The organism is Solibacillus sp. FSL K6-1126 (genome assembly GCF_038003445.1).
Classification (GTDB): domain Bacteria; phylum Bacillota; class Bacilli; order Bacillales_A; family Planococcaceae; genus Solibacillus; species Solibacillus silvestris.
This window is the reverse complement of sequence record NZ_JBBOPD010000001.1, coordinates 1,244,446-1,258,134: the sequence shown is the minus strand read 5'-3', so window position 1 is coordinate 1,258,134 and position 13,689 is coordinate 1,244,446. Positions and strand designations below refer to the sequence as shown.

The following is a 13,689-nucleotide window of genomic DNA, read 5'->3' as shown; positions in this document are numbered from 1 at the left end:
GCTTTCTCACGCTTAATGTAAGAAAACCCTTTTTGATTATTAGATAAGGGAGCAATGATATGTCTCCCCTTCAAATTAGTACTCCATAATGATCGGAATAATCATTGGACGACGTTTTGTTTTTTGGAATAAATATTGATTTAGTGTGTCGCGAATTTCTTGCTTAATGTTTGTCCATTCGAATGTTTCTTTGCCGACATATTTCTCGATCACTTCGCGTGCGATTTCAGATGCTTCTTCCATTAACTGTTCTGATTCACGAACGTAAACGAATCCGCGCGATAAAATTTCGGGACCTGAAGCAATTTTCTTCTGTGCACGGTTCAATGTTACAACGACAATGAAGATACCATCTTGAGAAAGCAGTTTACGGTCGCGCAGTACAATATTCCCTACATCGCCTACACCGATTCCGTCGATCAGTACATTCCCTGCTTGTACACGACCTGTCATACGCACTTTGCCGTTTTTGTATTCAACAATATCGCCTTTATCTGCGATGAAGATTTGTGATTTTTGCAGACCTACTTGTTGTGCAAGTTTCGAGTGCGCAATTAACATGCGGTACTCCCCTTGAACCGGGATAAAGTATTTCGGCTTCATAAAGTTCAGCATCAGTTTTAAATCTTCCGCGCTGCCGTGACCTGAAACGTGGACTTTCTTATTCGAAGTCATGACATGTGCGCCCGCTTTTGCCAATTGGTTCATCGTGTTATACATTTGCACTTCCATGCTTGGTGATGGTGTAAATGTAATCAGGACTGTATCTGTATTTCTGATTTTAATGTCACGGTGGTGTTTACGCACAATTTTATCTAGTGCATCAAGTGGTTCACCTTTGTTGCCCGTAGCCATAATAATAATTTCGTCATCATGATATTTATGAATTTCGTTTACTGGTACAAGTGTTGATTCATCGATTTCCAAGTAGCCTAGGTTCACACCGATATCGACCATTTTTTCTAACGATTTTCCGACTACTGCGACTTTACGGTGCGATGCGGCAGCTTGTCTAAACACTTGCTGAATACGAATAAAGTTAGATGCATATAATGCTACGATAATTCGACCTGGTGCCGAATGGAACGTTTTTTGCAATTCTTCTGCAATAACTGCTTCACTTGTTGTATAGCCTGGACGTTCTGCTTCCATTGATTCTGATAAAAGCATGAATACGCCTTCTTCACCGAGCATCGCCATCTTTGCCAAATCCGGCTTGAACTTGCCTGTTGCCGACTGGTCAAATTTAAATTCACCCGTGTGAACGATAGCGCCTTCCGAAGTATGGAACACGATACCTAATGAATCTGGAATACTATGTGTTGTATGGAAGAATGTCACATAAGTAGAATTGAAGTTCATGCGACTATTGCTCGATACTTCAAAGAATTTCACTTGGTAAGGTGCAGGCAATTCTTTTAAATGCTCCTTCGCCAATGCGATCGTTAACTTCGAACCGTATACCGGTGCTTTAATTTTCTTTAATACATACGCAATCGATCCAATTGCATCTTCATGTCCATGTGTCAGGAAAATACCTTTTACGCGATCTTTATTTTCCTCTAAATACGTGATATCTGGAATGACGATATCAATTCCAAGCATTTCGTCTTCTGGGAACATGAGCCCACTGTCTACTACGAAAAGCTCTTCATCGATTTCTATTACATACATTGATTTTCCGATTTCGCCAACTCCACCTAATGGAATGACACGGATTAGTTCATTTTTTGATTTTGTCACTTTATTTCCTCCTAAATTGTTCCGAACAGCAACCACTTAAAGTTCATTATACGGTGAGAATGACGTTAGTACAAATAAAAAAGTGATTTTCTTTTTTTACGTTATGCCGGGCAAATTAAAATCGCAGCCGTTTTACTTGGCGCGGAAATTTTAATCCTCAGTTTAAACTGTGTAATCCTCAGCTGGTGACGGATATTCCTCAAGCATTGACGCATTATCCTCAGTTAGTTATGAATAATTCTCAGTTCATCCTCTATAATCCTCATTTCGCTAAAATAAAAAAACAGTCACCCGCTTCTCATCGGAAGGAGTGACTGTGTATGTGTTAGTTTACTTGTAATGCGCGGAAACCTTTTGCTTTTTCCTGATACGTATCCCAAATTTCATCAAATGCTGCCTTTTCTTCCGGTAGCATTTCCATCATTGGCATCCGTACATCAAGCGTATCAAAGCCTAGTTTTGTCATCGCATATTTAATTGGTGATGGATTCGGTTGTGCAAACAGCGCACGAACGAGCGGCAGTAATGCACGGTGAATTTTTGCAGCCTCCTGATGACGGCCTTCTTCAAATGCGCGAACCATTTGCTGCATATCTTTTCCTACAACATGTGAAGCGACAGAAATAATACCGCGACCGCCGATTGCAAGAAGTGGCAATGTTAACCCGTCATCACCTGAGTACACATGGAAATCCGAATCGACATTTTCAATGATGTCGCCCATCTGATCCAGGTTACCGCTTGCTTCTTTAATGCATGTAATATTCGGTACGTCTTTGCTGATCGCAATCGTTGTTTCCGCTAAAATGTTGGCACCTGTACGACCAGGGACATTATATAGCATGACAGGGAGTTTCGTTTCTTTTGCGATTGTTTTAAAGTGGGCATACATGCCGCGCTGGTTTGGCTTATTATAATATGGAGTTACGAGCATGATTCCGTTTGCCCCATTTTCCTCTGCTTTATGAGTCATCATAATCGAGTAAGCTGTTTCGTTATCACCTGTACCTGCGATAACAGGGATGCGTCCTGCCACTTTTTCAACTGTAAAGCGCACGACCTCGATTTTTTCCTCAGTTGACATTGTCGGGTTTTCCGAAGTTGTTCCACAAGCAATAATTGAATCTGTACCATTTTCAATTAAATGATCAATGATACGTTCTAACTCAGGATAATTAATCGTACCGTCTTTTTTAAACGGTGTAATCATCGCTGTACCAATACGTCCGAAATCCATAACTAATAATCCTCCCCTTATAGTAAGTGATCCTCTAGCATAGCTTCTGCAATTTGAATTGAGTTGAGTGCAGCCCCTTTTAATAAATTATCTGACACAATCCATAAGTGGAATCCTTTTTTGTTGTCTAAATCTTGGCGAATACGTCCAACATATGTCGGTTCTTCATTTTCCGCAAAAATTGGCATCGGGTAAAGCTGTTCGCGAATGTCATCTTGCAGAACAATACCCGGCGCATCCGTTAATGCGTCAAAAATTTGCTGTACTGTTGCTTCTTGCTCAAGTTCGATATAAACCGATTCTGAGTGGCCGGAAACAACCGGAACACGTACACATGTTGCAGCGACTTTCAGCTCAGGTGCTTCCATAATTTTTTTCGTTTCATTGATCATTTTCATTTCTTCATATGTAAAGCCATTGTCCGTAAATTTATCGATTTGCGGAATGACGTTACGTGCGATTGGATAATGTTTTTTATCTGATTTTACCGGCAAAACTTTCGCTTCAACGTTTTTACCTGCATCCCACTGTGCACTTTGCTCACGCAGCTCTTCAATTGCTGCCACACCAGAACCGGATACCGCTTGATATGTCGATACGACAACTTTTGTTAGACCGAACTTTTCACGGATTGGCTGTAATGCTGCAACCATTTGAATTGTCGAACAGTTTGGATTTGCGATAATCCCTTTTGGAATCGTTTTTAATGCATGGCGATTTACTTCCGGTACAACAAGCGGTACCTCTGGATCCATACGGAAATGGCTTGTGTTATCAATCACAATCGCTCCACGCTTTGCTGCTTCAGGTGCCAATACTTCTGATACAGCCCCGCCTGCTGAAAATAATGCTAGATCGATCCCTTCAAAGCTTTCCGGTTTCGCTTCTTCTATCGTATAGTTTTCACCATTAAATTCAATTTGTTTTCCCGCTGAACGAGCAGAAGCTAAAAACTTGATAGATGCAATTGGAAATTTGCGCTCAATCAGCTTCTCCATCATTTTTGAACCAACAGCTCCTGTTGCCCCAACTACGGCAACATTCAATTTCTTTGTCATGTCTCATCTCTCCTAAAATTATCGGTATGTATATAATGTTGGATATTGTATCATATATTATTAGAATTGTGCGAGATAATTTGATTATTTAAAATATTGTATAAATATCGGTTGAATCTGTTTTTTATGAGCGAGCGTATATGCTACAGTATCGAGCATTTTTGTGAAATCCGCTATAAGCGACGTCGGTTTTTTAATTGGATCGTCCTGACCGAATGGAATGAAGAAAATGTTTTTCGCATTCATTAATTTCATTAAATTCATCCCGTTTAACCCAAGCGCATCATTCGTTGAAATACCAAGTACTACAGGTGAACCATTTCGGAGTGTTGCTTTTGCTGCCATCAGTACGGCACTGTCTGTTGCGGCATTCGCAAATTTACTGATGGAATTCCCTGTCATCGGCGCAATTACCATACAGTCTAACGGATTACTCGGCCCAAATGGCTCCGCTTCCGCAATGGAACTGACAACCTTTTCCCCAGAGAATTCTTCGATTTTCGCAATCCATTCTTCACCCGTTCCAAATCGTGTAGCAGCGTGTAATACAGAAGGCGTTATAATCGGTACAACGGTTGCACCGGCTTCACGAAATTGGGTAATTTTCGGTATGACATCTTCATACGTACAATGTGATGCGGTAATTCCTAAACCAATGCGTTTTCCCTCAAGCATTTGCTTCCTCCTTTCGTAAATCTAGTATCGTTTCGTATAACAAGTTTGCTGCAGCTTGCGGAAAGTATTTCCCAGGTAATGCAGGTAGCAGCTCATATTGAGATAATTTGATATCGTTCAAACATCCCGGGCTTGATGCGATATCATAAATCGGACGGACCATCCATGATTCAAAATCCTTTGTCAGCCATTTTGTCGGAATCGTATTAATCAGAAAATCCGCTTCCATATCATTTTTCTCATTTAATTCAATCCCAGTATAGCCATATGCAAGGGCCTCGGCTTTTTGCGTTTCCGAACGAACGGCGATGATGACCTTTGCATTGAGACGTGTTAAAAACAGGGCAAGCATTTTTGCTACACGTCCAAACCCTGTAATCATAATTGTTTTATACTGCACATTTACTTTTTCTTTATACAGGTGCGCTAAAAAGCCTTCTGCAGTAAGTGCGGCATTTTTCCAGATGAATGTTTCATCTTCCAAATAATAATGCAAGCACTTGTTTTCAAGTATTTCTTTCCACTGATCTGTCAATTTCCCCGCAAAAAACTGTGCCTGTCGAATGCCTAGAAGCTCCTCCACTTGAATCGTTAAAGGGTGGATCGGCAACACAATTTCTGTCGGGTGCAGCTCCAACGCCACTTTGTTCAGCGCTTCATCCCAAACAGTCGTGTTTTTGTAATACACCGTGCGATCATTTGTCGATAATTGCTTCGCCAAAAACTTCATCCGCTCATCTGTCCCGATCACAAGCCAGCGTTCAGTCATCATAGGCATGCTTTAATGTCGATGTTGTTTTTTGAAATAATACCCGGTCTTCCCCAATTAAAATAATTTCACTCCAGGGAATGTATTTTACCATACCTGCCTTTTTCTTTTGGAAGGGCATTTTCACCATTTGTGCCGGCATTTCAAATCCGACAATCTTCCCTGTTTTGGCATCAAAAATACATTCCGTCTCGGCTAAAAATCCATATCGAACACCGTTTTCCATTTCGATCAGTTCTTTTTCAGCGAGCTCCGATAAAAGCATTGCATCCCTCCTCTTGTAAGAGCCTACATTACTATATGCATCAACTTTGGCAGAAGTGAAATGGTTCATCATTTAAGTTTGAAGGACCTACTCACAGGAAACGAGTCACACAACACTCCGTCGGAAAAATAACGGTAGTAATTAACCTAATTTAAAAATCTCTCTGGAATTGCTTTGATTTTTCAGTAGACATAATATGCCATATCTGTATATACTGTATATACACAGTTTAAACATGTGAGGTGAAACGATTGATAATCAAATTGAGCAATAATAGCGAAAAGCCTATTTATGAACAAATTACCGATCAGCTAAAACAGGCCATTTTGACAGGAACATTATTAACCGGTGATTCTCTACCTTCTATTCGGGCGTTGGCGAAAGAATTGAAAATCAGTGTGATGACAACGAAGCGGGCATATGCCGATTTGGAACGGGACGGCTTTATCGTCACGATTGCCGGTAAAGGGAGCTATGTATCAGAGCGCAATCAGGATTTCCTGCGTGAAGAGCTGATCCGACAAATTGAAGTTCATTTCACAAAGGCGGTATCCATTGCCAAAACGGCAAATGTGCCAAAAGAGGAACTGCATGACTTACTCGACTTACTATTGGAGGAATGATGATGAATGCAATTGAAGTAAAAAATGTTACGAAGCAATTCAAAAAATTTCGTTTAAATAATATTTCGTTCACTGTTGAGAGCGGGACCATTGCAGGCTTTATCGGGCAAAACGGTGCCGGGAAATCAACAACGATCAAACTGATGTTAAATTTGCTGAAAAAAATTGACGGCGACATTCTTTTATTCGGAAAAGATCATATCGAACATGAGGTGGAGCTAAAGGCGCAAATCGGGGTCGTGTTTGATGAACTGCATGTACCGGAAAGCTTTACACCAAAGGAGCTCGATGTCCTGTACGGGAATGTGTATCCTACTTGGGACCGTCCTTATTTTGACGGGTTGCTGGAGCAGCTGGATGTACCGAAGTATGACAAGATTAAAACGATGTCAAAAGGAACGAAAATGAAGCTCGCTCTTTCACTGGCACTGGGACACCGGCCGAAGCTTTTGCTGCTTGATGAACCAACGAGCGGGCTTGACCCGATTGTGCGCGATGAAGTGCTAAGTATGCTTCAACACTTTATGGAACAGGAAGATCATGCCATTCTCTTTTCTTCGCATATTACTACGGATCTAGAAAAAATTGCGGATACGATTACATTTATCCATGAAGGCGAAATTTTGTTCAGTGAAAATAAAGATGACCTGCTGTACGGTTACGGGATTTGGAAAGGAACGTATGAAGAAGCGAAAGTGATACCGAACCATTCGATTATCGGCCAACGGGATTATGTATTTGGAATCGAGTACTTAGTCTTGCGTGAATTTGTGAATCCAGTGATTGAATTGCAAAAACCGACGATTGATGATTTGATGTTGTTTTTCGTAAAGGGGCGAAAATAATGAAAAAAGTGCTTCTTCATTATTACGAACAGGGGTTGGTTTCCTGGCTTTTGTTTACACCACTTGTAGCATCTTTTTTTGCTCTTCCTTTATTATTTGAAGGTGCCGAAATGGCTGCATACTTAATACTGTCCATCAGTATTACAGCGCTTTGTGCCGTCTATTTGGATCAACGTGAGAACCAGCTCGTCATGACAAGTTTATTTCCGATTTCCAGAAAGACATTTTTCATTGTGGATCTCTCTTTTTTAGGTCGTTACACACTATATTATATCCTTTATACAATCGTAGCAACGACCGCTATTCAAACATTACTGGAAAAGCAGCTTGTTTTGCCTTCCGTCAGACAGCTATTAGTAAGCTTCGCCATCAGCTTTTTTATTATCGCTTTTTTCCTGCTGTTTCGTCGCAGCAAGTTTGGGCAAATGATAAACTTCTCTATATTTCTTATTCCATTAGGATTATCTCAACTACTTGTATTTTTAGGAAGCTTATCTACTTTTCAGAGTTTCAGTTTATTTATGAGTTTACTGATACTTCTCATCATCGCAGCAAGCATTACTTACTTTCGTGAATACTGGAGGGACGTCCCATGATTGCAATGCTTAAAATGCATTTTTATTTATCAAGAAAGATATTCATCACTGTTTTTTTATTCTTTTTAATCATGATCGGAATTCAGTGGGCGATCATTAAAGAAGTTAATTTAGGTTTTTTGACACTCTATTTTTTAGCTTTGTCGCCCGCATTAGGTGTTAGCTATTTACTTGAAAACCATTTTATAAACCGATTCCGTGTCATGCCGATTGACCCAAAGACTTTTGTGAAAAGTTTATTTATTTTCAGTTTGCTGCTTATGCTGATCATCACGGTTCCAATCGGGATTTATCAAACTTATTTATATTTAAATAATCAAATGGGAGGCATTGAACTTTCATTAATTTCAATCGTCTTTGCTGCTGGAATTGCTTCTATCGGCTCGATGCTGAAAAACTATTTAAGCAATCCGACAAAGGGTACGAAAAGCATATCAATTGGGACAATTATCGGTTATTTTTTTATCTTTACCTTTGTTCATTTACTGATCATGCTTATATTTAGTATTATGGACATTGAGCTCATAGGGGCACCGATTGCTCCAGTTTTAGGATTAATTGTTTATTACCGCTACTTTAAAACAGCCATCACAAAATTTAAAGCGGCCGAATTTTAAAAGGACAGCGCATGCTAACTACTAGCCCGCGCTGTCCTTTTGCGTTATTCGTTTTCCGGTCCGATAATCGCAATTGCCGGTTCGGATAATAAAATTTGTGTAATTAACTCATCGATCGTTTCCATCGAAATGGCATCGATTTTTGCCAATACTTCATCGACTGAACGGTGATTTTGGTGAATGAGTTCATTGACCCCGTTACGGTTCATAAAGTCTTCCGTACCTTCAAGCCCTAAAACGAAGCCGCCTTTTAATTGCTCCTTCGCATTTTCAAGCTCGGTTTCCGTTACCCCTCCTGCAACGAGGTCAAATAACGTCTGATCGATCTGCTGCTTTAATGAATCGAGGTTTTGTTTTGATGCCGACGCGTAAATCGTAAATGTCCCTACATCCTCATAGCTCGACTGGTAGCTGAATACAGAATACGCCAACCCGCGATCTTCTCGCACTTCCTGGAACAGGCGTGAGCTCATATTGCCGCCGATTATATTATTCAACGCAATAAAGCTGTACATTTTCGGATCTTTTACCGCAATTGCAGGGAAAGAAATCGCAATATGCGCCTGTTCCGTATCACGCAATTTTTCAATTTCACCTGGTGTAAATGTCGGATAGGATGGTTTGGAAACAATCGATTTCGCACTTGCTTCATAGTTTCCGAATAATGCTTCCACTTTTTCCAGTAAACTCTCTTCAATATTACCGGCAATTGAGATGACAACATTTTGAGGACCGTAATGTTTCGCCATATACGTACGGATCATCTCTTCATCAAATGTCGCCAATGTTTCCGGTGTCCCTAAAATTGGACGGCCTAGCGCATCATCCGGGAACATGACGCCCCATAATTTTTCATGGACATCATCTGCCGGATCGTCTTCGCTCATGTAGATTTCTTCAAGAACAACTTGCCGTTCTTTCTCGATATCTTCCTGCGCAAACAGCGAGTTAAAGAACATATCGGCCAGAATGTCGATTGCCAGTTCCCCGTGATGGTCCAGCACTTTCGCATAATAGCATGTATGTTCCTTCGATGTGAAGGCATTAATCTCTCCGCCGATGCGGTCGAACTCTTCCGCGATTTGACGGGCTGTACGGTTTTTCGTTCCTTTGAAAAGCATATGCTCGATGAAATGGGTAATGCCATTTTCTTCTTTTGTTTCGTAGCGTGAGCCCGCGTTGACCCAAATGCCGACCGATAAAGATCGGACATGCGGCATTTGCTCTGTGACAATGCGCACGCCATTTTTTGCTGTAATTACTTGTACCATAAATTTCTCCTTTATTTCGGCTAATAAACTATAAGTATTATTAAAAAATCTGTAATATTACAATTTTAAGCTTATTTTTGTAGTAAGTGTATGCTCCATTACGCATACCTCCCCTTACCATACTTCATCAAGTAATGGAAATCTCCAAACACCAGCTTAACGTTATTTAAAAAAGAGGCTGTACAATAGTGTACAACCTCCCTTTTTATCTTGTTTGAAACGCTTGTTTCAATTATTTTCCTTGTTCTGCGCGCTCTTTTTCTTCTTTGATTACTACTTTACGTGATAAGTTTACGCGACCTTGTTTATCGATTTCGATACATTTCACAAGTAATTCATCGCCTAGTTTTAATACGTCTTCTACTTCTTTCGTACGTTCTTCCTGAATTTCCGAAATGTGCAGTAAGCCGTCTTTACCTGGGAAGATTTCACAGAATGCACCGAATTTTTCAATGCGTTTTACTGTTGATAAGTAGTACTCGCCTACTTTAGCTTCGCGTACGATTGATTCGATCATTTCTTTAGCACGGTTAATCATTGCTTCATCAGCTGAAGCGATGTAAATTGTACCATCTTGTTCTGTATCGATTTTAACGCCTGTTTCATCAATAATTTTATTGATGACTTTACCACCCGGTCCGATTACATCGCGGATTTTGTCAGGATTAATTTTGATTGAAACGATTTTTGGTGCGTATTGTGATAATGAAGTGCGAGACGCTGAAATCGTTGACATCATATGCTCTAAAATGTGCATACGGCCGATTTTCGCCTGTGTTAATGCTTCTTCTAATATATCACGAGACAGACCATCGATTTTAATGTCCATTTGAAGTGCTGTTACACCTTTAGCTGTACCTGCCACTTTAAAGTCCATGTCGCCAAGGTGGTCTTCCATACCTTGGATATCTGATAATACTGTATAGTGTTCGCCTTTTTTAACAAGACCCATTGCAATACCTGCAACCGGTGCTTTAATTGGAACACCAGCAGCCATAAGTGCCATTGTTGATGCACAAATTGATGCTTGAGAAGTAGAACCGTTTGATTCCAATACTTCCGATACGCAACGGATTGCATACGGGAATTCCTCTTCTGTTGGCATTACCGCTAAAATCGCACGCTCACCTAATGCACCGTGACCAATTTCACGACGGCCTGGGCTACCGTAACGGCCTGTTTCCCCAACCGAGAATTGAGGGAAGTTGTAGTGGTGCATCCAGCGTTTTGACTCTTCAATACCTAAGCCGTCAATAATTTGAACGTCGCCTAAAGCACCTAAAGTACAAATTGATAATGCTTGCGTTTGTCCACGAGTGAATAATGCTGAACCGTGTGCACGTGGCAATAAATCTACTTCAGAAGAAAGTGGACGGATTTCATCTTGCTTACGACCATCCGGACGAACTTTATCTTCTGTAATTAAACGACGCACTTCATCTTTTACCATTTTATCTAAAATAGCATTCACTTGTTTCATCGTAGCTTCGTCAGCTTCCTGCACTTCATAAGCTTCGATTACACGTGTTTTTACTGCTGTAATATTTTCTTGGCGTAATTGCTTGTCCACTGTTTGGATCGCTGTATTCATATCAGCTTCACATTCAGCTTTGATCGCTGCTGTTAAGTCTGCATCTAATTCATATAATGTTACTTCAAGTTTTTCTTTACCAACTTCAGCAACAATTTGCTCTTGGAAGGCAATTAACTTTTTAATTTCTTCATGACCGAACATGATCGCTTCAAGCATAATATCTTCAGTTACTTCTAAAGCACCTGCTTCTACCATGTTAACCGCGTCTTTGTTACCTGCTACTGTTAAGTGAACAGTCGATTTAGCAGATTGTTCTACAGTCGGGTTCACAACGAATTCACCGTCGATATATCCTACATGTACACCTGCAATCGGTCCGTCGAATGGGATATCAGAAATTGCTAATGATAATGAAGAACCAAACATTGCCGCTACATCAGCAGGGCAGTTTGAATCATTTGACATAACCATTAAAATTGATTGTACTTCGTTACGGAAACCATCCGGGAACATAGGACGGATTGGACGGTCAATTAGGCGAGAAGTTAATACTGCCGCTTCTGATGGACGTCCTTCACGTTTAATGAAACCACCAGGGATTTTACCTGCTGCATATAGACGTTCTTCAAAGTTTACTGTTAACGGGAAGAAATCTAATGCTTTTGGTTGTTTTGACATTGTTGCCGTAGCTAGAACTGCTGTTTCGCCGTAGCGGATCATTGCAGCACCATTTGCTTGTTTTGCCAGCTGTCCTACTTCTACTGTTAGTGGACGGCCTGCCCATTCATACGAAAAGACCTTTTTTTCGTTCATTAAATGAACCCCTTTCTTATTGAAACACTCTACGTATCATATTATGTACCATAGTTAGTGTATCAAAAAAGCGTTTTCTATGCTAAATTTTTTGATCTAAATATCGATAAATTTAATAAAATATTTTTGGCTTTCCAGCAATGGTTTAACTTCTTTCAACAGGCGTGTTGACACCTGCTCAAAGAAGTTAAACATCGCACCATTGATTCGGAAAGCTGACTCATTTTCAAACATAATAAAAAGCGGGAAAAATCCCGCTTTTTATTGTCAGATTAACGACGTATTAGCGACGTAATCCAAGTTTAGTAATTAATTCACGGTAACGAGCTACGTCGTTTTCACGTAAATATTTTAATAAATGACGACGTTTACCTACCATTTTAAGAAGACCACGTTGAGAGTGGAAATCTTTCTTGTGAGTAGCTAAGTGAGCGTTTAATGCGTTGATTTCTGCAGTTAATACAGCTACTTGTACTTCTGGAGAACCAGTGTCTGTTTCGTGTACACGGTACTCAGCGATAATTTCGTTTTTACGTTCTTGTGTAATTGCCATTTTAAATGACCTCCTGATAATTAAGATATCCCCAATAGCACAGCAGTCGCTGGAGTTGCGAAAAGCCGAGCTAAGGTTCATACGAGAATTTCGTACTAGTGAATAGTACCATAATTGTTTATAGATGCGCAACTATTTAGCGTAGTTGCTCAAAATAGGCGATCGCTTGCTGTTTGTCCAATTCAATTTGCTCAATCAACGCTTCGATGCCGTTAAATTTCCGTTCGCTGCGAATGCGTTTATACCAACCTACAACGACCTCTTCACCGTAAATATTTTTATTGAAATTCAAAATATGCACTTCAATCGACAGCTGCTTTTCATCCGGATTGTTGAATGTCGGTTTATAGCCTACATTACAAACACCGTCATACCATTTATTTTGAACTGAAATTTTTACCGCATACACACCTGTTGCCGGTATGTAGCAGCCTTCCATCGCTTGGACATTCGCTGTCGGGAAGCCCATTGTCCGTCCGCGCTTATCTCCGTGCACAACGATTCCCGGCACTTCGAATGCGCGGCCTAATAGATTACGAGCCTGTTCCATATCCCCATCCTGCAATGCTTTGCGAATGCGTGTGGAACTAATTTTTTCAACTTCATCCTGCTGCTTTTCGATTACCGTCACACCATACTTTCCGTTTGACAGTTGGTCCATCAGCTCCATATTGCCTTTGCCGTAAGCGCCAAACGAGAAATCAAAGCCTGCAGTTACATGCTGAACATTTAAATCTACGATAAAGTACTTAATGAATTCTTCAGGTGTAAGCTTCGCAAAATCTGACGTAAAGTTTACAACAAATACTGTATCGATATTCAATTTTTTAAAAGTATCTATTTTTTGTGAAAGTGGCGTAATGTAGAATACTTTTTCATTACGTCTACCTAATACAATCGATGGATGTGGATCAAAAGTCATCACGGCGCTTTTAATATTTAGCTGCTCAGCTTTTTGCTTTGCCACTTCAATAACTGCCTGATGTCCTTTATGTACCCCATCAAAAAATCCGATTGCTAATGAGTACGCCTCTTTTTCTATTTCCTGTGCTAATTGATGGGGGTATTTCAAATGAATAACGTTCATCTC

At 40.3% G+C, this 13,689-nt stretch carries 14 protein-coding genes; 4 read left to right on the top strand and 10 right to left on the bottom strand.

All coding sequences use genetic code 11. From position 1 onward, the window contains the following. Positions 1 to 75: 75 nt before the first annotated feature. The 6 genes from MHH44_RS06030 to MHH44_RS06005 form a co-directional block, all read right to left on the bottom strand. Complete coding sequence (locus MHH44_RS06030) at positions 76 to 1,743, bottom strand: ribonuclease J (RefSeq protein WP_008403216.1); 1,668 nt, start codon at positions 1,741 to 1,743, stop codon at positions 76 to 78. A 325-nt stretch (positions 1,744 to 2,068) separates the two neighbouring features. Further along, a complete protein-coding gene (gene dapA, locus MHH44_RS06025) occupies positions 2,069 to 2,980 on the bottom strand; it encodes a 4-hydroxy-tetrahydrodipicolinate synthase (RefSeq protein ID WP_014824457.1) in 912 nt (303 codons plus the stop codon). Between the two features lie 17 nt (positions 2,981 to 2,997). Beyond that, complete coding sequence (locus MHH44_RS06020; protein WP_008403218.1) at positions 2,998 to 4,038, bottom strand: aspartate-semialdehyde dehydrogenase; 1,041 nt, start codon at positions 4,036 to 4,038, stop codon at positions 2,998 to 3,000. An 84-nt stretch (positions 4,039 to 4,122) separates the two neighbouring features. Then, positions 4,123 to 4,713, bottom strand: coding sequence for a dipicolinate synthase subunit B (locus MHH44_RS06015; RefSeq protein WP_008403219.1), 591 nt, complete (start codon positions 4,711 to 4,713; stop codon positions 4,123 to 4,125). Then, entirely contained in the window at positions 4,706 to 5,482 is a 777-nt protein-coding gene (locus tag MHH44_RS06010) for an NAD(P)-dependent oxidoreductase (RefSeq protein ID WP_340798037.1), read from the bottom strand. The genes MHH44_RS06015 and MHH44_RS06010 overlap by 8 nt, the downstream gene beginning before the upstream one ends. Then, positions 5,475 to 5,747, bottom strand: coding sequence for a YlmC/YmxH family sporulation protein (locus MHH44_RS06005; RefSeq protein WP_008403221.1), 273 nt, complete (start codon positions 5,745 to 5,747; stop codon positions 5,475 to 5,477). Before MHH44_RS06005 ends, MHH44_RS06010 begins: the two co-directional genes overlap by 8 nt. Positions 5,748 to 5,998: 251 nt before the next feature. Here MHH44_RS06005 and MHH44_RS06000 point away from each other — a divergent pair, with 251 nt between their 5' ends. From MHH44_RS06000 to MHH44_RS05985, 4 genes are read left to right on the top strand one after another with little or no spacing between them, the layout of a single operon-like run. After that, the gene (locus tag MHH44_RS06000) at positions 5,999 to 6,370 is read left to right on the top strand and encodes a GntR family transcriptional regulator (RefSeq protein ID WP_008403222.1); all 372 of its coding nucleotides are present in this window, start codon (positions 5,999 to 6,001) and stop codon (positions 6,368 to 6,370) included. 2 nt (positions 6,371 to 6,372) lie between these two features. Continuing rightward, positions 6,373 to 7,215, top strand: coding sequence for an ABC transporter ATP-binding protein (locus MHH44_RS05995; protein ID WP_340798036.1), 843 nt, complete (start codon positions 6,373 to 6,375; stop codon positions 7,213 to 7,215). Continuing rightward, positions 7,215 to 7,811 (top strand): hypothetical protein, encoded by a 597-nt coding sequence (locus MHH44_RS05990; protein ID WP_014824460.1) that lies wholly within the window; start codon positions 7,215 to 7,217, stop codon positions 7,809 to 7,811. The genes MHH44_RS05995 and MHH44_RS05990 overlap by 1 nt, the downstream gene beginning before the upstream one ends. Then, positions 7,808 to 8,428 carry a hypothetical protein gene (locus MHH44_RS05985; protein ID WP_340798035.1) on the top strand — a complete coding sequence of 207 codons (621 nt, stop codon included), beginning with the start codon at positions 7,808 to 7,810 and terminating at the stop codon, positions 8,426 to 8,428. The genes MHH44_RS05990 and MHH44_RS05985 overlap by 4 nt, the downstream gene beginning before the upstream one ends. Positions 8,429 to 8,472: 44 nt before the next feature. Here MHH44_RS05985 and MHH44_RS05980 read toward each other — a convergent pair whose 3' ends face one another. The 4 genes from MHH44_RS05980 to ribF form a co-directional block, all read right to left on the bottom strand. After that, a complete protein-coding gene (locus MHH44_RS05980; protein ID WP_340798034.1) occupies positions 8,473 to 9,699 on the bottom strand; it encodes a M16 family metallopeptidase in 1,227 nt (408 codons plus the stop codon). Positions 9,700 to 9,931: 232 nt separating this feature from the next. Continuing rightward, complete coding sequence (gene pnp, locus MHH44_RS05975) at positions 9,932 to 12,046, bottom strand: polyribonucleotide nucleotidyltransferase (protein ID WP_340798033.1); 2,115 nt, start codon at positions 12,044 to 12,046, stop codon at positions 9,932 to 9,934. Between the two features lie 283 nt (positions 12,047 to 12,329). After that, positions 12,330 to 12,599, bottom strand: coding sequence for a 30S ribosomal protein S15 (gene rpsO / locus MHH44_RS05970; protein ID WP_008403229.1), 270 nt, complete (start codon positions 12,597 to 12,599; stop codon positions 12,330 to 12,332). A 136-nt stretch (positions 12,600 to 12,735) separates the two neighbouring features. Further along, a complete protein-coding gene (gene ribF / locus MHH44_RS05965) occupies positions 12,736 to 13,686 on the bottom strand; it encodes a riboflavin biosynthesis protein RibF (protein WP_008403230.1) in 951 nt (316 codons plus the stop codon). Positions 13,687 to 13,689: the final 3 nt, after the last annotated feature.